The 20,288-nt window shown below is 69.7% G+C and carries 18 protein-coding genes and 2 rRNA genes; 9 read left to right on the top strand and 11 right to left on the bottom strand.

Going from position 1 to position 20,288, the window contains the following annotated elements; genetic code table 11:
• From BLU79_RS04055 to BLU79_RS04065, 3 genes are all read left to right on the top strand, one after another.
• Positions 1-107 (top strand): 23S ribosomal RNA (locus tag BLU79_RS04055); the annotation flags it as partial.
• Positions 108-201: 94 nt separating this feature from the next.
• A 5S ribosomal RNA gene (gene rrf, locus BLU79_RS04060) occupies positions 202-318 on the top strand.
• Positions 319-388: 70 nt separating this feature from the next.
• Positions 389-934 (top strand): GNAT family N-acetyltransferase, encoded by a 546-nt coding sequence (locus BLU79_RS04065; RefSeq protein WP_093904222.1) that lies wholly within the window; start codon positions 389-391, stop codon positions 932-934.
• A gap of 4 nt (positions 935-938) precedes the next feature.
• Here the strand turns inward: BLU79_RS04065 and BLU79_RS04070 are convergent, their stop codons facing one another.
• From BLU79_RS04070 to BLU79_RS04105, 8 genes are all read right to left on the bottom strand, one after another.
• The gene (locus tag BLU79_RS04070) at positions 939-2,507 is read right to left on the bottom strand and encodes a type IV secretory system conjugative DNA transfer family protein (protein WP_093904223.1); all 1,569 of its coding nucleotides are present in this window, start codon (positions 2,505-2,507) and stop codon (positions 939-941) included.
• A 10-nt stretch (positions 2,508-2,517) separates the two neighbouring features.
• On the bottom strand, positions 2,518-3,927 hold the full coding sequence (locus BLU79_RS04075) for an ATP-binding protein (RefSeq protein ID WP_093904224.1): 1,410 nt from the start codon (positions 3,925-3,927) through the stop codon (positions 2,518-2,520).
• Between the two features lie 6 nt (positions 3,928-3,933).
• Positions 3,934-5,490: an SCO6880 family protein gene (locus tag BLU79_RS04080; protein WP_093904225.1), complete on the bottom strand. Its 1,557-nt coding sequence runs from the start codon at positions 5,488-5,490 to the stop codon at positions 3,934-3,936.
• Positions 5,487-6,812: a hypothetical protein gene (locus BLU79_RS04085; protein WP_093904226.1), complete on the bottom strand. Its 1,326-nt coding sequence runs from the start codon at positions 6,810-6,812 to the stop codon at positions 5,487-5,489. Before BLU79_RS04085 ends, BLU79_RS04080 begins: the two co-directional genes overlap by 4 nt.
• Positions 6,802-7,632: a DUF8175 domain-containg protein gene (locus tag BLU79_RS04090; protein ID WP_093904227.1), complete on the bottom strand. Its 831-nt coding sequence runs from the start codon at positions 7,630-7,632 to the stop codon at positions 6,802-6,804. The genes BLU79_RS04085 and BLU79_RS04090 overlap by 11 nt, the downstream gene beginning before the upstream one ends.
• A gap of 169 nt (positions 7,633-7,801) precedes the next feature.
• Positions 7,802-8,110 (bottom strand): hypothetical protein, encoded by a 309-nt coding sequence (locus BLU79_RS04095; protein ID WP_030950340.1) that lies wholly within the window; start codon positions 8,108-8,110, stop codon positions 7,802-7,804.
• A 371-nt stretch (positions 8,111-8,481) separates the two neighbouring features.
• Complete coding sequence (locus tag BLU79_RS04100) at positions 8,482-9,804, bottom strand: S53 family peptidase (RefSeq protein ID WP_093904228.1); 1,323 nt, start codon at positions 9,802-9,804, stop codon at positions 8,482-8,484.
• A 330-nt stretch (positions 9,805-10,134) separates the two neighbouring features.
• A complete protein-coding gene (locus tag BLU79_RS04105) occupies positions 10,135-10,737 on the bottom strand; it encodes a TetR/AcrR family transcriptional regulator (RefSeq protein ID WP_093904229.1) in 603 nt (200 codons plus the stop codon).
• Between the two features lie 90 nt (positions 10,738-10,827).
• Between BLU79_RS04105 and BLU79_RS04110 the strand changes: the two genes are divergently transcribed.
• Positions 10,828-11,829: an oxidoreductase gene (locus BLU79_RS04110; protein ID WP_093904230.1), complete on the top strand. Its 1,002-nt coding sequence runs from the start codon at positions 10,828-10,830 to the stop codon at positions 11,827-11,829.
• A 58-nt stretch (positions 11,830-11,887) separates the two neighbouring features.
• On the opposite strand, the gene BLU79_RS04115 is transcribed toward BLU79_RS04110, so the two are convergent.
• Complete coding sequence (locus tag BLU79_RS04115) at positions 11,888-12,304, bottom strand: hypothetical protein (RefSeq protein WP_256333139.1); 417 nt, start codon at positions 12,302-12,304, stop codon at positions 11,888-11,890.
• Between the two features lie 135 nt (positions 12,305-12,439).
• On the opposite strand from BLU79_RS04115, the gene BLU79_RS04120 reads away from it, so the two are divergent.
• Positions 12,440-13,198, top strand: coding sequence for a PIG-L family deacetylase (locus BLU79_RS04120; protein ID WP_093904231.1), 759 nt, complete (start codon positions 12,440-12,442; stop codon positions 13,196-13,198).
• A 13-nt stretch (positions 13,199-13,211) separates the two neighbouring features.
• On the opposite strand, the gene BLU79_RS04125 is transcribed toward BLU79_RS04120, so the two are convergent.
• A complete protein-coding gene (locus BLU79_RS04125; RefSeq protein ID WP_093904232.1) occupies positions 13,212-13,559 on the bottom strand; it encodes a DUF1330 domain-containing protein in 348 nt (115 codons plus the stop codon).
• 136 nt (positions 13,560-13,695) lie between these two features.
• Between BLU79_RS04125 and BLU79_RS04130 the strand changes: the two genes are divergently transcribed.
• The 4 genes from BLU79_RS04130 (at position 13,696) to BLU79_RS04145 (ending at position 18,219) form a co-directional block, all read left to right on the top strand.
• A complete protein-coding gene (locus tag BLU79_RS04130; RefSeq protein ID WP_093904233.1) occupies positions 13,696-14,490 on the top strand; it encodes a trypsin-like serine peptidase in 795 nt (264 codons plus the stop codon).
• A gap of 22 nt (positions 14,491-14,512) precedes the next feature.
• A complete protein-coding gene (locus tag BLU79_RS04135) occupies positions 14,513-16,267 on the top strand; it encodes a serine/threonine protein kinase (protein ID WP_093904234.1) in 1,755 nt (584 codons plus the stop codon).
• Between the two features lie 36 nt (positions 16,268-16,303).
• Positions 16,304-17,311, top strand: a complete 1,008-nt coding sequence (locus tag BLU79_RS04140; protein WP_256333140.1) for a C40 family peptidase — start codon at positions 16,304-16,306, stop codon at positions 17,309-17,311.
• 197 nt (positions 17,312-17,508) lie between these two features.
• On the top strand, positions 17,509-18,219 hold the full coding sequence (locus BLU79_RS04145; RefSeq protein ID WP_093904235.1) for a phosphatase PAP2 family protein: 711 nt from the start codon (positions 17,509-17,511) through the stop codon (positions 18,217-18,219).
• A 134-nt stretch (positions 18,220-18,353) separates the two neighbouring features.
• On the opposite strand, the gene BLU79_RS04150 is transcribed toward BLU79_RS04145, so the two are convergent.
• On the bottom strand, positions 18,354-19,928 hold the full coding sequence (locus BLU79_RS04150) for an FAD-binding oxidoreductase (protein ID WP_093904236.1): 1,575 nt from the start codon (positions 19,926-19,928) through the stop codon (positions 18,354-18,356).
• Positions 19,929-20,288 lie beyond the last annotated feature (360 nt).

Consider the following 20,288-nt stretch of genomic DNA (forward strand, 5'->3'; position numbering starts at 1 on the left):
ACTTGATGGGGTAAGGCTCCCAGTAGACGACTGGGTTGATAGGCCGGATCTGGAAGCACAGTAATGTGTGGAGGTGACCGGTACTAATAGGCCGAGGGCTTGTCCTCAGTTGCTCGCGTCCACTGTGTTGGTTCTGAAACCACGAACGGCCCCGCTGTAGTCACAGCAGCGGTGTGGCTTTGTTTGACAGTTTCATAGTGTTTCGGTGGTTATAGCGTGAGGGAAACGCCCGGTTACATTCCGAACCCGGAAGCTAAGCCTTACAGCGCCGATGGTACTGCAGGGGGGACCCTGTGGGAGAGTAGGACGCCGCCGAACAAATATTGAGAAAACCCCCGTACCAATAATTGGTACGGGGGTTTTCTGCGTTTCGGCTACGGTGGCTGGCATGAACTACAAGATCCGTTCCGTGCGCGCCGACGAATGGCGCTCGGTGAAGGCGCTACGGCTTGCCTCGCTGCAGGATCCGGTCGCGCATCTCGCGTTCCTGGAGAGCTACGAGGAGGCCTCGGCTCACCCGGATTCCTTCTGGCGGGAGCGCACCGCCGGCGGTGCCGAGGCGGCGGCCGGCGCGCAGCAGCTCATCGCCGAGGGGCCGGACGGGGAGTGGGTGGGAACGCTGACCGTGCTGATCGAGGAGCCCGGGGCGACGGACTGGGCCGGCTTTCCGATCGAGCGGAAGCAGGGGCATGTCGTCGGGGTGTTCATACGGCCCGAGCTCCGGGGCATCGGTCTGACCGAAGTGCTTTTCGATGCCGGTCTGGAGTGGGCGTGGGGGCGAGGCGTCGAGCGCGTGCGGCTCATCGTGCATGAGGAGAACGGGCGGGCCCAGGCCTTCTACCGCCGGGCGGGGTTCGTGCCGAGCGGACGGACCGTGCCGCTCGCGAAGCGCCCGGGTGAGGTGGAGTTGGAGTTCGTCCTGGAGCGGGAGTGACCGGCTACACCGGAAGTTCGTCGTGCGGCCAGCGGGAGCGGGCCTGTTCCCGGGACCGGAGCAGGGCCAGGGTCGGCATACCCCGGTCCGCTCCGGTGGCCAGCAGCTCCGGCAGTTGGGGAAGCGGAGCCACGGCGGCGACGTCGTCCAGGACGAGCGTCGTTGGTGGGTCGAGGCGACCGGAGGATGACCGTTCGGCCATGCGCCGGCCGCGCTCGACCACGCTTGCGGCGAGGGCCGTCAGGAGTGGCATGGCGCCCGGGTTGGCTCGGGGGTCCTCGATGGATTCACCCACCAGATAAAGCGTGCCCCCTTCATGGACGAAGGAATCCAAGGTGAGGGCATCAGTTCGGTTGGGAGTGCAGGACTCCCGGATGTTGACCGTGGCGAGGGCGGAGAGCGCCCGGCTGGTCAACTCCTGTGCCATGTCGCGGCGTTCGGGGTAGGCCGTGAGGGCCGCTTCGAGTTCGCCGGCCGATCCTGGGGCCGCCTTGGGGTTCGTGCGGAGAATGCGTACCGCGTCCTGGACCTGGGTGCCCTGGGACCAGCGGTGGACGTGGCGGATGGTGCGGCCGTCGATGGCGGCGGCGTGCAGATAGCTGCGCAGTAGCGTTTCGGCGGTGTCGGCGACGGCTTGGTCGAGGCGGGACGTGGGGCGGACCGGGGTCAGCAGTGCGGTGGCTCTCGAAGCCGCTGTCTGCTTGTCCTCGCAGGCCGTTGTGGGGGACCAGTGGAGCCGGGCCGGGGTGTCGCAGAGGTGGGCGGGGTCGTAGAGGAGGACCGGGCCGAGTTTGCCGCGGGCGTCCTTCGTGTCCTGCCAGAGGGCGGGATTCGAGGTGACTACGAGGGCCGCGCCTTCCGCGTCGCGTACTGCCTGGGTGGCGGTTTGCCGGCGGGCTTCCTTCGGGGCCACGAGGATCTTTTCCCACCCGCCCACTCGTTCGGCGAGCAGCGGGTTGTGGAGGGGGTCGTGGGGCTCGGCGGCCGTCATCGCCGGGCCCGCGTCAGGACGTACTCCCTGCGTCTCGTATCCACTGTCCCGCGTCCCCGCCGACTCCACCGCCGTCCGCGGCCCCGGTACCTCCCCCTGTGTCGGCGTCGGAGTGGGCACAGGGGTCGGGAGCCAGGGCTGCTGCTCCTCGTCGTCGTAGGCCGCCTTTGCGTCCGGGGCCGACCTCTCCGCGCGCCGTGCCCTTCTGACCACCCGCCAGCGAGTCACCGTCCCCATCACGAACACGGTCAGCACCACGAGGATCATCAACTGGCCGATGAACAGGCCCCAGAACAGGCCGTAGCCGGAGAGCTGACCGGCCGGTGTGTCCGGCCAGGCGCCGGGGATGTCGTGGGGGTGGGCGATCAGGGAGCGCATCGCGAGTGGCGTGCGGGTGAAGGTGACTCCGGTCGGCCAGGTGCCGTGGGCGAACAGTGCCGCCAGGCCCGTCGCCGTCCACACCAGCAGGGTCATGCCGAGGAGGAAGGCGAGTATGCCGATCAGCAGGCCGTCGGGGATGCCCCCTTGGCTGTCCCGGCTGCCGCGGCCGTCCCGGTGTTCCCGGCGGTCGTCCGGTCTCACGCTGCCCCCTCTACGCCACCGTCGATTCGGAGTCGCCCAGGTGTTGCTCCACGAAGGCCGCCGCCCGCTCCTCCGCCTCCAGCTCGGCGGCGCGCAGGGCGTCGTCGGTCAGGTCGGTGGAGGACTCGGTCATCGCGCGGTCGGTGAAGACCAGGGGGCGTTCGGTCTCGGTGACCAGGTGTTTGACGACCTGGACGTTGCCGTTGACGTCCCACACCGCGATGCCGGGGGTGAGGCTGGGGATGATTTCCACCGCCCAGCGCGGTAGGCCCAGTACGCGGCCCGTGGCCCTCGCCTCGTCGGCCTTCTGGGCGTAGATCGTCCTGGTGGACGCCATCTTCAGGATCGCGGCCGCCTCCTTCGCAGCCGCGCCGTCGACGACGTCCGACAGATGGTGGACGACGGCGACGAAGGACAAGCCGAGGCGCCGGCCGAACTTCAGCAGGCGCTGGAAGAGTTGGGCCACGAACGGGCTGTTGATGATGTGCCAGGCCTCCTCGACCAGGAAGATGCGCTTCTTCCGGTCGGGGCGGATCCAGGTGTGTTCCAGCCATACGCCGACGATCGCCATCAGGATCGGCATGGCGATGGAGTTGCGGTCGATGTGGGACAAATCGAACACAATGAGCGGCGCGTCGAGGTCGATGCCGACCGTGGTGGGGCCGTCGAACATGCCCCTCAGGTCACCGTCGACCAGACGGTCCAGTACCAGCGCCACGTCCAGGCCCCAGGCGCGTACGTCGTCTATGGCGACGTTCATCGCCTCGGCCGACTCCGGCTCGGGGTGCCGTAGCTGCTCGACGATGTCGGTCAGGACCGGCTGGCGTTCGATGATGGTCTCGTTGACGTAGGCGTGCGCGACCTTCAGGGCGAAGCCGGAGCGCTCGTCCAGGCCGTGCCCCATCGCGACCTCGATGATCGTGCGGAGCAGGGCGAGCTGACCCGTCGTCGTGATCGACGGGTCGAGGGGGTTGAGGCGGATCCCCATGTCCAGGGCCGCCGTCGGGTCCAGGCGGATGGGGGTTATGCCCAGCTCCTGCGCGATGAGATTCCACTCGCCGACCCCGTCCTCGCCCTGGGCGTCCAGGACGACGACCTGGCGGTCGCGGAAACGCAGCTGGCGTAGGACGTACGTCTTCTCCAGCGCCGACTTGCCGTTGCCGGACTCGCCGAGGACCAGCCAGTGGGGGGCGGGGAGCTGCTGGCCGTAGAGCTGGAAGGGGTCGTAGATGTAGCCCTTTCCGGAGTACACCTCGCGGCCGATGATGACGCCCGAGTCGCCGAGGCCGGGGGCGGCGGTCGGGAGGTACACCGCCTGGGCCTGGCCCGTGGACGTGCGCACCGGCAGCCGGGTTGTCTCGACCTTCCCGAAGAGGAAGGACGTGAAGGCGTCGGTGAGGACGGACAGCGGGTCCCGCATCAGGTCCTACCTCCGAATGCCGGTGGCGAAGGGGAGTGTGTTGACGAATGCCCGGTGGTGCTCCCGGTCGCACCATTCCAGCTTCAGATACGACTTTCCGGCTGACGCCCGGATGGTCCGCTTGTCGCGTGCGAGGGCCTCGGGGGAGCGGGAGGAGACGGTGATGTAGCCGACCAGGTTGACGCCGGCGGCGCCGCTCGCGAGGTCCTCGCCGCGTTGGTCGAGGCGGGTGTGGGCGGCGACGTCGCGGGGGTCGACGGTGCGGTTCATCTTGGCGGCGCGGCTGGCCTCGGCCTCGTCGTTGGTCTTCTCGGTCAGCATGCGTTCGATGGCGACCTCGGTGGGTTCGAGGTCCATCGTGACGGCGACCGTGCGGATGACGTCCGGGGTGTGGACGAGGAGCGGCGCCAGGAAGTTGACGCCGACCGGGGTCATCGGCCACTCCTTCACCCAGGCCGTGGAGTGGCACCAGGGCGCGCGCGTGGAGGACTCCCGGGTCTTGGCCTGGAGGAACGTCGGCTCCATGGCGTCCAGCTCGGCCGGCCAGGCGTTGCGCTTCGTCATCGCCTGGATGTGGTCGATCGGGTGGTCCGGGTCGTACATGGAGTGGATGAGGGAGGCCAGACGGCCCTGGCCGAGGGGCTGGCGGACGCGGATGTCCGCCTCCTGGAGGCGGGAGCAGATGTCGGTCAGCTCGCGGGCCATGACGACCGCCAAGCCCGCGTCGCGGTCGACCTTGCCGCCGTGCGGGCGGGCCGCGCGGGCCATCGCCATGGCCTCGGCGGCCAGTTCGCGGGTGTAGTGCATGCAGGCGACGAGGTACGCGCGGTGCTGCTCGCTGCTCGTCGACACCATCGACTGGAGTTGGTCGTACGACTGCTGCAGCCATCCCGGGGTGCGCTCGTCACCGCGGAGGGCGACGTCCTTGGCGTGGGCGTCCGGGTCGGCGGGGAGGGTGCGGGCGAGCATCTGGAGGCGGGTGACGAAGCCGTCGCCGTTCGCCACGTGCTTCAGGAGGGTGCCGAAGCGGTCGACGAGGGCTTCCTGGTCCTCGGAGTCGCGCAGGCCGACGCCGGGGCCCTCGATCTCGATCGCGGCCGTGACGGTTCGCCGGTCCGCGTGCAGGAGTACGGCGATCTCGTCGGGCCCGAACGGGGCGGCCAGCCACGTGATGCGGCCGATGCCCGGCGGCGGGCCGACCTCGACCTCGCGTCCGTCGGTGCCGGTGCCGGCCTCCATGACGTCGGAGCGGTAGGTCGTGCCCTGGCGGAGGGTGCGCTTGTAGCTGCGGTTGATCTCGAACCACTTGTAGATGGTCCGTTGCTTGTACGGCACGTAGACCGTGGCTAGCGCGAGCATCGGGAAGCCCATGAGCAGCACGATGCGCAGGGACAGGACGGGGACGAGGAGCCCGCACATCATGCCGAGGAACGCGCCGACGATGATCAATGCGATCTCGCCGGATTCACGGTTCCGGCCGACTACGGCGTTCGGCCGTGCCCGGCCGATCAGATATGTACGGCGGGGCGTGACCGGATGGGACACGTGGGACTGCGTCGTCAACGCCCGTCACCTCCTGAACGATTGCTGTTGCGGGTGTTGCCGGCGTGGGGGGTGTTCACCGGGCTGCTCGAACGGGGTGCGGGTGCGGCGGAGGGGACAGATCCGCCGCCTCCGTTCGAGGAGCGAGAACTGTGCGCGGCGACGCCGCCGGAGGCGGGGTTCGAGGGGCGGGCGCCGCTCGACTGGCCGCCGCCCTGGTTGTCCGCGCGGGAGCTGTGTGTCTTGATGCCCTGGGCGACAAGGGTCGCGGGAGAGCTTATGACGGCGGCGGCCTTGCCCTCGGCGCCGCGCATGATGCGGTTGTTGCGGGAGCCGGCGAGCTCGTCGCCGAAGCCGGGCACGAAGCGGTAGATCATCGCGCTCGCGAAGATGGCGAGCAGGATGATGGCCAGGCCGGAGACGACGGCCGAGAAGGCGTTCGGGCCGTCGTCGGCGGACAGGGCGCCGGCCAGGCCGAGCACTATGACGATGACCGGCTTCACCAGGATGACGGCGATCATGATGCCCGCCCAGCGGCGGACGTGGCCCCACAGGTTCTTGTCGACCAGGCCCGCGTAGACGACGGTGCCGAGGAGGGCGCCGACGTAGAGCAGGGCGGCGCGGATGACGAGCTCCAGCCAGAGGATGCCGGCGGCGAGGATGCTGACCAGGGAGACGACGATCAGCATGATCGGGCCGCCGCCGATGTCCTCGCCCTTCTCCAGGGCGCCGGCGAAGGTGCCGAAGAAGGTGTCCGTCTGGTCGCCGGTCGTTTTCGCCAGGACGTCTGTGACGCCGTCTGTCGCCGATACGACCGTGTAGAGGATCAGCGGTGTGAACGCGGACGCGAGGACGGTGAGCCAGAGGAAGCCGATCGCCTCGGAGATCGCGGTGGTGAGGGGGACGCCCCTGACGGCCCGCTTGGCCACGGCCAGGAGCCAGAGGAGCAGCGTCAGGATCGTCGACGCCGCGAAGACGACCGCGTACTGCTGGAGGAACTTGGGGTTCGTGAAGTCGACGTTGGCGGTCTCCTTCACGGCCTCGCTGAGCTGCTTGACGGTCCAGGAGGCGGCGTCGGCGCAGCCCTTGGCGAGGGAGGAGAGGGGGTCGAGGGTGGAGGTGGGGTCGGTGAGGGAGGAGCCGCCGGTGCCGCCGCCTGAGCCGCCGTTGTCTTGTTCGCAGTAGTCCTTGGCGGGGCCGACGATGAGATCGCAGTTGTCACCGGACGGGCTCGGTGAGGGCGTGGGAGCGGCGACGGCACGCGTGGCCAGCAGCACGACCGTGGTCTGTACGGCGGTGAAGGCGGCGGCGACCTTGAGTACGCTGCGCGGATCAGCGGGCATACGTGAAGCCTCCGTACTCCTCGACGGCCTTGGCCATCTCGTCGGCGCTGGACGCCCGGTTGTCCCCGGGGACGGGTGCGGGGCCGTCCTTCTGGGAGAAGCTGTCGACCTTCCAGTCACTGTTTGCCCAACGCAGCTGGAGCGTCATGGTGAACCAGTCGCTGCTGGCCGGATTGGTCGAGCTCTCCCCGGCCATGCCGAACACGCCGGTGCACCACACCTCGACAGTGGCCGTGGAGCTCGAGTAGCTCGTGACCTTGGTGCCGACCGGCACGGTGCGCGAGACGTAGGTGGTGCCCTCCGTCGCGTTGCCGTCCTCGTCCAGGCCGATGCTGCTCAGGAACTCCTTGGAATACGCCTGGTCGAGCTTGGCCGCGAGTTCGGCCTGCTTGTCGGCGACGAAGACCTGCTGGACGATCTCGGCTCTGCGGGCCGGCTTGAGGATGTCGGCGGAGACCAGCGCCACCGCGTAGTTGGCCGCAGCGCTCTGCACGCCTTGCGCATCCTGCGCGAACCCCGCCGCAATCCCCCCGACCTCCCCCTCCACCGGCCGCGCCCCACTCGCCGCCGTCGACGAGGATTTCGGCTGGTTTTCGTCCCCGCCCGATGAATCGGAGTCGTCGCCTCCACGGTTCGCGAAGGCGATTGCTGCGATGAGGAGGACCACCACGCCGACCACCGTGACCAGGCTCCGGGACGACGAGCGGCCACCTCGCCGCGCGCCCCCGTACACGTCACCGCCGCTCTCGGGCAGCCGTGTGCGGGTCTGGCCTGTGCCTCCGTAACCGCCGGAGGGCTCCCGGTCGTCTCCCAGGCTCATGCCGCGTACGCCCCCTCGACGTCGAACGGAAACACGTAGGAGTACGACGGTAGCCGTGCTGGTTCCCGCATGGGCGCGGTGTGGTGACTCGACATCAGGGAAACGCAACCTCAGCCGGTGAGCACGACGGGTGGGTGGGGGACTAGGGGGGCGGAGGAGACGGCGATGGTCAGACGGCCATGCCGTACACGATGGTGAACAGCGTGCCCAGTGAGCCGATGATGAAGACGCCCGTCAGACCGGCGACGATCAGCCCCTTGCCCTGCTCGGCGCTGAACGTGTCGCGCAGGGCCGTGGCGCCGATGCGCTGTTTGGCCGCGCCCCAGATGGCGATGCCGAGGCAGATCAGGATGGCGACCGCCATGACGACCTGGATCATCGTCTTGGCTTCGTTCCCCAGTGCCCCGAAGGGGCCCCAGTCCGGAGCGATCCCGCCGATGATGGTGTTGATGTCGCCCTTATCGGCCGCAAAGAGCATGTAAGTCACCGCCCCTGTCGGGTAGTTCCGCAGTCCCCTGCGGTGCGCAGAGGTCAGACCTCATTCTCGCCGACATTGTCGCCGTCGTATGTCGACTTGGCGTCATTGATGGGCGGGATTCGTACGAATGGCTCGTACGGTCACTCTGTGTATCACGGCAGGTCACGCCGGGCAACGAGGCCTGAGCGGAACCTGTCGTGTGGCTCCGTCGTTAGCCATCTTCACGCCGGGGTGCCGTTTCTGACGGCCGGTCGGGTGAGTGGTCGTGCCCGTGTTCTGCGGGTGAAGGCTATCCCGGCAGTGCGAACGGGCCACGGCGGGGTGCCGTGGCCCGTTGCTGTCGGGGATGGTGGCGGAACGTCAGCTGGAGGTCAGCCGGTGAAGGCCGCCAGGCCCTGCGGAGTGCCCCAGCCGGTGGGGCCGTCGTAGCCGCTGCGGGCGGTGCAGAAGTACGACGTGGGGCAGGTGCCGTTGTTGCCCGACGTGACGTCGTTGAGGGCGGACGTGCCCGCGGCGGCGTACGGGAACCGGGCCGGGTAGGAGCTGCTGGACGGCGTGCCCGCGAGCGCGTACACGCCCGCGATGATCGGGGCGGAGGCGCTGGTGCCGCCGAAGGTGTACCAGCCGGCGGTGACGCCGTAGGAGTCGTAGACCGAGACGCCGGTCGCCGGGTCTGCCACGGCCGAGACGTCCGCGATCGTGCGCTTGGCGCAGCCGGTGTCGGTCTGCCAGCTCGGCTTGGTGTCGTACGCGGAGCAGCCCGAGCCGGTGCCTTCGGTGCTGCTCGTCTTCCACACGCTCTCGGTCCAGCCGCGGGAGTTGGAGGAGGTGGACAGCTTGGTGCCGCCCACGGCGGTGACGTAGGGGGACGCGGCCGGGTACTCGGCGCCGTAGCCGGAGTCGCCCGCGCTGACGGTGATGGCGACGCCCGGGTGGTTGAAGTACGCGGAGTCGTAGGACGGGTCGGACGACTCCTCCGAGCCGCCGTAGCTGTTGGAGACGAACTTGGCGCCCAGCTTGACCGCCTCGTTGACGGCCGTGCCCAGGTCCTCCATGGACGCGGAGGACGCCTCGACCAGCAGGATGTCGCAGTTCGGGCAGATGGCGCTCGCCATGTCGACGTCGAGGGAGATCTCCTGGGACCAGCCGCTGTCGGCGGTGGGGAGGGAGGTCGTGGAGCCGGTCTGGCCGACCTTCTTGAAGCAGCCGTTGGCCGTGGTGCAGGCGGGGAGGTCGTACTGCGAGCGGTACTTGGCGAGGTCGGCCTCGGCGTTCGGGTCGTCGTAGGCGTCGACGATCGCGATGGTCTCGCCGGAGCCGTCGGAGGCGGCGGCGGAGGTCAGGCCGTAGGCGTCCTGAAGGTCGGACGGGCCGTAGCCGGAGGGGCTGGTGGCGTCGGCGGCCTTGGGGGTGACGCCGTTCTGTGCCGCCCGCTGCTTCTCGAAGGCGGTGACGCCGCCGGTGACGCGGACGGAGTTGCAGGCCAGGTCGCCCTTGTGTTTGGGCGTGGCGCACGGGGTGGCGGCCCAGGTGACCTTGGTGGTGGAGGGGGTCTGCGGGGTGGTGCTCGCGGCGGTCGCGGTGGTCGCGGTGCCGAGTCCGGCGAGCGCGAGTGCGGCGGCGGTGGCGGCTGCCGCGGTGAGGCGGCGCCATCTGCCGTGGGGTGTGGGGGAGTTGGGGGTCGTCGTACGCAACGTACAGCCTCCTGTGAGTGGGTGAAGAGGCCTGCGGGTGGGGGGTCCGCCGGTGCGGTTCCCGGCGGGGGCGGCGGCCCGCCGATGACTGTCGCTTGTTGGGTACGTGACAACAAGGTGGGTTTCGGAATCCTGACTTCCCTATTGCTCAGGGGTGTTGGGGATTGCCGATCGATGGCGTGGCATTGGGTGAGGGATGGGCGGCGGGTGGCCGGGGGATGATCGGGAATTGGCCCTGGGTTGACCCGTGCCGATGGCCCTGGATTGACCAGTGCCGAAACGGCCCCGCCCGATCCGGCGGCGCTGCGGTGCCCGTGTCGAGTCGAACCGTCAGCGGGGCTTGAGGCCGTGGAGCAGGTGGTGGACCACGCCGTCGACGCTGCCCAGGGCCGTCTCCGGGGTCAGCATGCCGCCCGCGATGAAGCCGGCCATGCCGTGCAGGGCGGCGCCGGTGACGAGGTTGAGGAACTCGGGGTCGCCCTCGACGATCTCGCCGCGTTGCTGGGCGTCCGCCATGACGCGTGCCAGTGAGCCGACCGTGCGGTCGACGGCCGCCGCCATCTGTTCCGAGGCGCCGGGCTCGTGCTTGCGGGCGTACATGAGCTCCAGGAGCTCGGCGTTCTCGATGGCGAAGGTGAGGTAGGCCCGGGCCAGGGCCGAGAGGCGGGGCTCCAAGGGGAGCGCGGGGTCGTCGGCCGAGTCGAGTGTCTGGGCGAGCCGCTCGTATCCCGCCAGGGCCAGGGCGTTCAGCAGGGCCTGCTTGTCCTTGAAGTGGCGGCCGGGGGCGGCGTGGCTGACGCCGACCTCGCGGGCCAGTTCGCGCAGGGAGAGGGCGGCGGCGCCCTTGTCACGCAGGGTGCGTTCCGCGGTGGAGAGCAGGGCGGCGCGCAGGTCTCCGTGGTGGTAGGGGCGGCTTTCGGGCATGCGGACCATCGTAGCTTGATGTTGTCGTTGCCATCTTTGTTGGCGTCGTCACCATTGTTGTCATTGACAGCATTGTTGGCGACGCCTACATTCGAGGGTATGGCTGACAACGTGAAGAAGACCGAGAACAAGAAGACCGAGAACAAAGAGTTCGGTTTGGCGTGGGACGCGACCCGCCTTCCCGGCCTCGTCGGCCGCACCGCCGTCGTGACCGGCGCCAACAGCGGCATCGGCCGCACCGCGGCCGACGCGCTGGCCCGTGCGGGCGCGCACGTCGTGTTCGCCGTACGGGACCTGGAGCGCGGCCGGGCGGCGGCGGCGACCGTGAACGGCAGTACCGAGGTGCGGCGCCTGGATCTGGCGGATCTGTCGTCCGTGCGGGAATTCGCGGACGGCTGGCAGGGGCGTCCCCTGGATCTGCTGATCAACAACGCGGGCGTGATGATGCTGCCGCAGCTGCGGACGGCGGACGGCTTCGAGATGCAGTTCGGCACGAATCACCTGGGGCACTTCGCGCTGACGAACCTGCTGCTGCCGTATGTCACGGACCGCGTCGTGACGCTGTCGTCCGGCGCCCACCGCTGGGGCAACGCGCGGATCCGCTTCGAGGACCTCGACCTCACATCCGGCTACGACCCACAGCGCGCGTACGCCCAGTCGAAGCTGGCGAACCTGCTCTTCACGCTGGAGCTGCAGCGCCGGCTGGCGGCCTCCGGTTCCCCGGTCCGTGCCCTGGCCGCGCACCCCGGGTACGCCGCCACCAACCTCCAGAGCCATGCGGCGAACCCGGTGATGCGTGGGCTCATGAAGTTCGGCAACAGGTTCCTCGCCCAGGACGACAGGGCGGGTGCGCTGCCGACGCTGTACGCGGCCACGCAGGACCTTCCTGGCGCGAGCTACGTCGGGCCGGACGGGCTGGGCGAGATGCGGGGCAAGCCGACGCTGGTGGGGCGGAGTGCGGCGGCGAGCGACGCGGGGGTGGCGCGGCGGTTGTGGACGGTGTCGGAGGAACTCACAGGGGTGAGCTGGCCGTTGGAGGCGGGGAAGGTCGGGGCGTCGGGGGTGTTGGGGACGGAGGACCGGGTGGCGGCCGAGCGCTGACGCGCCCTGCCGCCGGGGCGGTCCTGCCGGACCCACCGCGCCGTGCAGCTCCTATCGGCTACGACTCCGGCTGCGTCACCGTCAGAGCCCATCGGATGTCGTCCGACGAAGCGTCGACGCCGATGGTGAAGGACCCGAAGTGGACCACGCCCGGGTCCATGGTCACCGAGCCCACGCCGGCCTCGCCGTCCGGGCAGTCGACCGAGAACGCGGCGACCTCGGTCTCCTGCGACATCGTCACCCGTACATCGCCGCCCCCTTCGCACGCCACCGTGAGCACGGTCGGCAGACCCTCCCACGCGCCGCCGGACGCTACGCCACCGTCTCCTGTCTGCTCCGGCACCCACACCAGCCCGTCCGGCCCGGGATGGGGCAGCAGGACATCGGTCGACGCTGCGGCGGGGCCCGCTGCCACGCCGGTCAGCGCGCAGGCCGCGAACGCCGTCACGGCGAGAGTGCGCTTGGTTCGTCTCACGATGGTTCCCCCTCAAGACGCCTTGGTAGTCGATCAGTTGATCGACCGTGGCAAGTCTGCCGTGCCGGACGATCGGGTGCTTGAGTATTCGTACTCAGGGGTAGGCCGAACGCCGTCAGCGGAGGTGGTCGACAGATGTCGATGCCGAGCCTGCTCGGGGTGTTCGCGCATCCGGACGACGAGTCCCTGTTCTCGGGCGGGGTCCTCGCCCGGCATGCCGCCGCCGGCGCGCGCACCGCTGTCGTCACGGCGACGTGGACACCGGACACGCCGCGCGGTGCCGAACTCGCCGAGGCGCTGGGGATTCTCGGCGCCGGCGAGCCGCGGATGCTCGGCTACGCCGACGGCGGGGCGCCGCACTCCGCCCCCGGCAGCCCGCGGCTGTGCGAGGCGCCGCTGGACGAGGCGGTGGGCCGGCTGGTCGCCCACCTCAGGGAGTTCCGCCCGCAGATCGTGGTCACCCACGACGCGTACGGCGGCCTGACCGGCCATCCCGACCATGTGCACACCCACCGCGTCACCACGCTCGCCGTCCAGGCGGCCGGCCTCGAACGCCTCTACCCGGACGCCGGCACCCCCTGGCAGCCGAGCGCCCTCTACCTGGCCACGCACCCGCACTCGGCCCTGGACGCGCTGAGCGAACTGGCCCGTGCGGGCAAGGGCATGAACACGGTCCCGGACGAACGCGTCACCGCGACCGTCGACGTGAGCCCCTGGCTGCGGCAGAAGTGGGCGGCCGTACTGGCCCATCGCACCGAGGTGGAGCGGGGAGCCGCACCCGGGTTGCTGGCCGGCTTCCCCGAGGCGGTCCGTGACGGGATCCTCCGCACCGAGTGGTACATCCGGCAGGACGCGGCGTCCCGGGTGCCGGCGCAGACGGAGCTCACAGCTTGAGCAGCGCCCTGCCCTACTCGGCCGGGAGCATGTCCCGCAGGGCCTTGGCGGTGACGGCCGGGTCGTAGCCCGTGGGGACGCCCTCGACGAGGATGATGTCGCCCTCGATGTGCCGGGAGCGCAGGGGCGCGATCTCCTGGTAGGCGGGCGATTCCCACCACGCCCGCGCCTCGGCGATCCCGGGGAAGCCGATCACCACGACGTGCCCCGGCCAACTGCCCTCCTTCGTCTCGTGCGGCGTGGCATGCACGAGGAAGCGGCCGCCGTACGGCTCGAAGGTGCCGGGGATGCGCTCGATGTACTCGGCGATCTCCGGGTGCGGGGCGGCGTCCCGGAGGTGGGCGATGGCGTAGGCGGGCATGGCGTCGTCCTTCCGTCGGTCGGTCGGGCTGCTCCTTGCGCTCCCGATCGTGGCACGGGGGTTCGTCGGGGAGCGATGACCTGCCAGGTAATGCGTCTGACGCTCCTCTCACCTTCGTGGGCCACAGTGACCCCCGATGAAGCCGACCTCCCGTGCGTCCCGTACGTCCCGCACCCCCCGTCCCTCCCTGTACGCCGCCAGCCTTCTCCTCGCCCTCACCTCGGCCTCCGCCGCGGCCGACGACGCCGGCACCGGTCCCTTCGGTGTGACCGCCTTCGCCGCGGCGACGGCGCGGAGCGTACGGGTGGGTGCGCTGTTCGAGGCGGACCGTCGCGACCGGCTCCGCGGCGGTCACTTCTGCACCGCGTCCGTAGTCCACAGTCCCCACCGGGACCTCGTCATCACCGCCGCCCACTGCCTGGACGGAAGGCCGGACGATCTCCTGTTCGTGCCGGGGTACCGGGACGGCGAGGCGCCGTACGGGGTGTGGAAGGTCGGGAGGCGGTTCCTGTCGGAGGGGTGGAAGGAGAGGCGGGACGAGGACGGTGACGTGGCGTTCGCGGTCGTGGAGCGTCGGGGTGGGGACGGCGTCGGCGTCGAGGACGTGGTCGGCGGCGAACGGTTCGCCACGGACACGGCCGTCGGGGCCACGGCGGTCACCGTCACCGCGTATCTCAACTCCCATGAGCAGCCGGTCAGTTGCACCAACAAGCCGCGTCCGCGCAGCCGTACGCAGCAGCGCATCGAATGCCCCGGCTTCAGCGGCGGGAGCAGCGGCAGCCCCTGGGTCGACGGGGACGGGGCGGTCGTCGGGGTGCTGGGCGGGCATGACGGGGGTGGGTCGACGGCGGACGTGTCGTACAGCGCGGTGTTGGGGGCGGAGGCGGCGCGGCTGTACCAGTCGGCGGAAAGGGGCTCCGCGTCGAACTGATCTCTGTGGCAAGGTCGGTTCGGTGGACGCACTGAAGGATCGGGATCCCGCGCACATAGGCGCGTACACGCTGCTCGCACGGCTCGGGGCGGGCGGCATGGGAAAGGTCTATCTGGCGCGGTCGCCCGGCGGGCGGCTGGTCGCCATCAAGGTGATCCGGGACGAGATCACCGACCATCCGGAGGCCCTCGCCCGGTTTCGGCGTGAGGTGGAGACGGTGCGGGCCGTGCGCAGTGCGTATACGGCGAACCTGATCGACGCTTCGTTGGGTGCGGCGCCGTATTGGCTGGCTACCGAGTATGTGTCGGGGCCTACGTTGAGCAAGGCTGTGGGGGAGCGGGGGGCGTTGCCGGCCGACAGCGCCCGGCGGTTGTTCGCCGCTCTGGCCGAGGCGTTGGCGAGTGTGCACGGGTACGGCGTGACACACCGGGACCTCAAGCCGCAGAACGTGATCCTGTCCCCGCAGGGGCCGCTGCTCATCGACTTCGGGATCGCCCGCGGCGCGGCCGACACGGCACTGACGCAGACCGGGCTCACCCCGGGGACGCCCGGGTTCACCGCGCCCGAGGTCCTGGTCAGCAATCAGGTGGGCGCGGCGGCGGACGTGTTCGCGCTGGGGGCGACCCTGGCATACGCCGCCACAGGGCGACCGCCGTTCGGCTCCGGGCCCACCCATGCGGTGTCGTACCGGGCGGTCCACGAGGACATCGACGTCGCGGGCGTCGAGCCGGAACTGGCCGGGCTCATACGGGAGTGCGTGGCCAAGGACCCTGCCGAGCGGCCGGGGCCGGACGCGGTCATCGCCCGTTGCGCGGTGTCCTCCGCGCTTGCCGAGGATCCCTTCTACGGGCAGCTCAGCAGTGCCGTCGAGGCCGTGCCCCAGGACCTCCAGGCAGCGGTCGCGGCCGGGCTGGTCCCGCAGGGGCATGGGGCGCCGACGCCGCCGGTGTATCCGCCGACCGCCGGGCCCGGCTATGTGCCGACAGCCGTTCCGGGGTATGTGCCGACACTTGCGCCCTCGGTGCCGACCGCGGTGCCCGAGCGGCGAGGGTCACGTCGTACGCGATGGGTGGTGGCCCTCGCGGTCGCGCTCGTGGTCGGCACGGCCTCCGCGGTGGCGCTGCGGACGCTCGACGACGGACAGGGCGGCTCCGAGGCACAGGACGGTGGTGAGTCGTCATCGACGTCCCCGAGCGCCAGTGCCGCGCCGCACAAGGCGCCGGAGTACATCGTGGACAAGGGGATCTCCAGGGACTACTGGAAGCTGTCGGACGATCCCGACGATGCGGCGTACGGCATCGGAGAGTGCAAGCAGATGGGTACCGCCGATCCGCCGGCCGAGCTTCAGTACAGCGCGGATGATGTCGACGATCCCGCATCCCCCACCGTGACGGAACGGGCGAAGATCTCTTTCCGGATCAAGTACGCCGAGCTCAAGAACGGGAAGCCGGACCCGTACTACGTCTCGGTGGGAGTGAAGCCGCCGCACGAGATCGACTCGGAAACGGGCAAGCCGTACCCCGTGATGATGGAGAGCAAGAACATCGGCTACACGAGCACGCCGGTGGACATCTACAAGTACGGGAAGGACGGCGGGTACATCGAGCTGACCTACCCGGACGACTTCCGGAGCCACTTCTCGAACGGCACGTCCTCTTCCGCGATCCCGGTCGCCAACGACCCAGGTGACTGGACCGCGGTCTTCTATCACGTCAACGGCAGCCCGACGGACTACGAGAGCATCGGTTGTACAGGCTTCCGAGTGGGAAGCTCCTAAACTGGCGCGGGCGGACTCCCGGCGGGCGAGGGGCGGTTGACGGTGCGTAAGGCATGGATCGTGGCGGGTGCCGCGGTCGCGGTGGGGCTCAGCTTCGTGATGCTGCTCGTCATCGGGGTCTACGTCGTCGCGGGGAACCTCGTCAACGGCGTGGGCGGAGGTGCCAAGGCGCTCGCCAAGGGAGCTGTGCCGGCCGCCTACACGGACCTCGTGCAGAAGTGGGGCAACCTGTGCTCCGCCATCAATCCGGCCCTGCTCGCCGCCCAGCTGTACCAGGAGAGCGGCTTCAACCCGAACGCCAAGAGCCCGGCGGCGGCGCAGGGCATCGCGCAGTTCATCCCCGGCACCTGGGCCACGCACGGGATCGACGGCGACGGTGACGGCGACCGCGACGTGTGGGATCCGAAGGACGCGATTCCGTCGGCCGCGTCGTACGACTGCAAACTCGCCTCGTATGTGAAGGACGTACCCGGCGACCCGACGAAGAACATGCTCGCGTCCTACAACGCCGGGGCGTACGCGGTCATCAAGTACGGAGGCGTGCCGCCGTACAAGGAGACCCAGAACTACGTGAAGACGATCACGACGCTGGAGGAGAGCTTCGCCGCCCCCGTCAGCCGAGTGGACCCCTCCAAGCAGGCCGCCGGCGCCATCTACTACGCCCAGAAGAAGCTCGGCACGCCCTATCTCTGGGGCGGTGAGGGTACCGCCGCGGACGGAGGGCGGTTCGACTGTTCGGGGTTGACTCAGGCCGCTTACGACAGTGTCGGGATCTCCTTGCCTCGGGTCGCCAATGATCAGTACAACGCGGGGCCGCATCCGGCCAGGGGCGAGCTGCTGCCGGGCGATCTGGTGTTCTTCTCGAAGGACCTCAACAACTCGCGGGCCATCCACCATGTCGGGATTTATGTGGGTGGCGGGTACATGATCGACGCGCCGAGAACGGGTGCTGTGATCCGGTTCGACCCGATCGACACCCCGGAGTACTTCGGGGCCACCCGGGTGACCGAGGATGGCGCGAAAGCGCTGCCCACGACCGTTTAGACGGAGCGTGAACCCACCCCCTGAGCTGCGGCGATGGGTCTCTCTTCGATAACGTCTGAGTGATCATTCAGTGGAGTGTGGAACGTATCAACAAGGGCCGTGCGTTCCTGTTGACGTAGCCGGATCTACAACCACGGGGGTGGGCGGAGCGGCGTACGCAGGATGCGCCAACGAGACGACGAAGGGGCCGCGGCATCATGGCTGGACTCGCAGAATCCGGGTCGAACCCCGACGTCGAGCTGCTCTACGACATCAATGGCCTGGCCAAGGACGCGCCGCGATGGTTCGACCGGGTCATGGAGTACGTCGGTGAGTACGGGATCGTCCTCGCTCTGATCCTGCTCGTGGTGTGGTGCTGGTGGTCCGTGCGGCGCAAGGGCGCGGAGGACGCCGCCTCGTCCGTGGCCGCGCTCGTGTGGGCGCCGCTGGCCGCCGCGGTCGCGGTGCTGGTGAACGTGCCGATACGCGGGTTCGTTGAGCGTCCGCGGCCCTTCAACGATCATCAAGGACTTGAGGTCCTGGTGAGCGGCAAGACCGACTACTCGTTCGTGAGTGATCACGCGACGATCGCCATGGCCCTGGGGGTCGGGCTGTTCGTCGCGAACCGGAAGTTCGGGCTGGTGGGGATCGGGCTCGCCCTGCTCGAAGGGTTCTGCCGGATCTACATGGGCGTGCACTATCCGACGGACGTCGTGGGTGGCTTCGCCCTCGGCACGGCCGTCGCGCTCCTGCTGTCGCCGATCGCCATGGCCCTGCTGACGCCGGTGATGTCCGCGATCGAGCGGTCGCCGAGGGGCGGGTGGCTGATCAAGTCGCGGGGGCGGTCCCGGGTGGGTGGGCAGGACGCGTTGATTCCGGGGGCTCGGAAGGAGACGGCGGGGGCTGAGGAGCGGGATCTGGCGGCTTAGGCCGTTCCCGGTCGGTTCCGGTTCGGGTTGCGTTTTCGGTTCGGGGTCCGGTTTCGGTTCGGGTTGCGCTTTTGGTTCGGTTTCGGTTCGGGGTCCGGTTTTGCCTACGGACCCGGCTTTCAAGTGTCCAGCGCCTACAGCGCCTGCGGGTACGTGAAGAACCTCTCCGGGTCGTACTGCTTCTTCAGGCTCGTCAGACGCGTCGCCGCATCCCCGTAGTACGCCTTGCGCCAGTTGGTCAGGGTCGGGTCCGTGTAGTTCTGGTACGCGGCGCCCGAGGCGTGCGGTCGCATCGCGTCGTGGGCCGACTTCAGCCAGGCCTGGGCCGCGGAGCCCGTCGTGCCGGCGCGCCAGGAGGCGATGTACTGGGCCAGGAAGCGGGAGCGGCGGTGCACGAAGGCCGTCGCCGTGGGAGAGACGCGGTTGACCGCTCCGCCGAGGGCCGTGAGGGCGATGCTGCCGGAGCCGCCGCGCACGGTCTGCATCTGCTTCAACAGGGTCTGGATGCCCGCCGAGGAGAGGGAGCGGTCGAAGAAGTCCGACTTCGCCGTGTACGTCTCGCGACTCAGCGCGCCCTGCGGGGAGCGGCCGGGGGTGGAGCCGGGGAGGTGGCACTGGGCGTCCGTGGAAAAGGACGAGCAGCCGGCGTACAGCTCCATCGACTCCTCGTATGAGCGGCGCCTGAGGACGACGTTCCTCGCGGGGCCGGGGCCGCCGGGGCGGTCGGCGAGGCTGTCCACGGCGTTCTGGAGTTCGCGGTAGGTGCCCAGCGAGAACGCGGCGACGGTGATGGTCGGGGTGCCGCCCGCGTGGTTCGAGATGCTCAGGGCCGACCAGATCTCGTCGGGCTGGGTCGGGCCCCACTCCTGCCAGGCCTTGATCAGCGCGGTCGCCTTCGACCAGGGCCAGGTCATGTACGCCGTGACGGCCTGGGGGGCCGGGTGGGTCTTGAAGTGCAGTTCCGTTACGACGCCGAAGTTGCCGTTGCCGGCGCCGCGCAGGGCCCAGAAGAGGTCCTTGTTGGTGGTGGCATTGGCGGTGAGCTGCTTGCCGTCGGCGGTGATCAGGGTGGCCTGGGTGAGGCTGTCGCAGGTCAGGCCGTAGGCGCGGGAGGTCACGCCGTGGCCGCCGCCGAGGGTGAGGCCGGAGACGCCGACGGTGGGGCAGGAGCCGGCGGGGATGGTGACGCCCTTTGCGGCGAGGGCTCGGTAGACGTCGATGAGCTTGGAGCCGGCGCCGACCACCGCGGTGTTGCCCGAGGCTCGGATGCGGTTGAGCTTGGAGACGTCGATGATCAGGCGGTTGTTGCCGGAGGACCAGCCGGCGTAGGAGTGGCCGCCGTTGCGGATGGCTACCTGGAAGTGGTGGGCCCGGGCGTAGGCGAGGGTGGTGCGGATGTCGTCGGGGTGGGCGACGTAGGCGACTGCGGCGGGCTTCAGGGCGTCGAAGCGGGTGTTGTAGAGCTGGTGGGCGGACTTCCAGTCGGTGTCGCCGGGGCGGATGAGGGTGCCGTCCAGGTCTCGGGCGAGGGCGGTCCAGTTGGCGGGGGCGGCGGATTTGCTGGTGGCGGCGGATTGTGTGCGGGTGGCTGTGTCTGCGCCTGTGCCTGCGTCTGTGCCTGTTCCGGTGCTGGTGTTGCCGTTGCAGGCGGTTGTCGCGAGGGCGGTGAGGGCTGCTGCGCCGCCGCCGATGAAGGTACGCCGTTCCATGTCGCCTCCTGGGGGGTTACGTGGAACGAGACGGGGTGGTGGGGGGTGGGGTTCCATGGTGTCGGGGATCTCCGGGTGCGGGCCGGGATCTTTCCTCGCCCCCGCCGCCCCTACCCGTCCCATCCTCCAGGGGCTCTGCCCCTTCGACCCCGGGCACCCCTTCTGGGGGCTGCCGCCCCCAGACCCCCACTATCGGCCCTTAAGGGGCCTTGTCCTCAAACGCCGGACGGGCTGGAATGCGTGGGCCGGCGCACCGCAGCCCTGCAGAAACGCCAGGTTCACGACCCCGAACGCCCCCGCCGTCACAACCGCCGCCGCGACACATCCCGGCAGGATCGCTCGCCGCTCGCCGCTCGCCGC

The organism is Streptomyces sp. cf386, assembly GCF_900103585.1.
Lineage (GTDB): Bacteria > Actinomycetota > Actinomycetes > Streptomycetales > Streptomycetaceae > Streptomyces.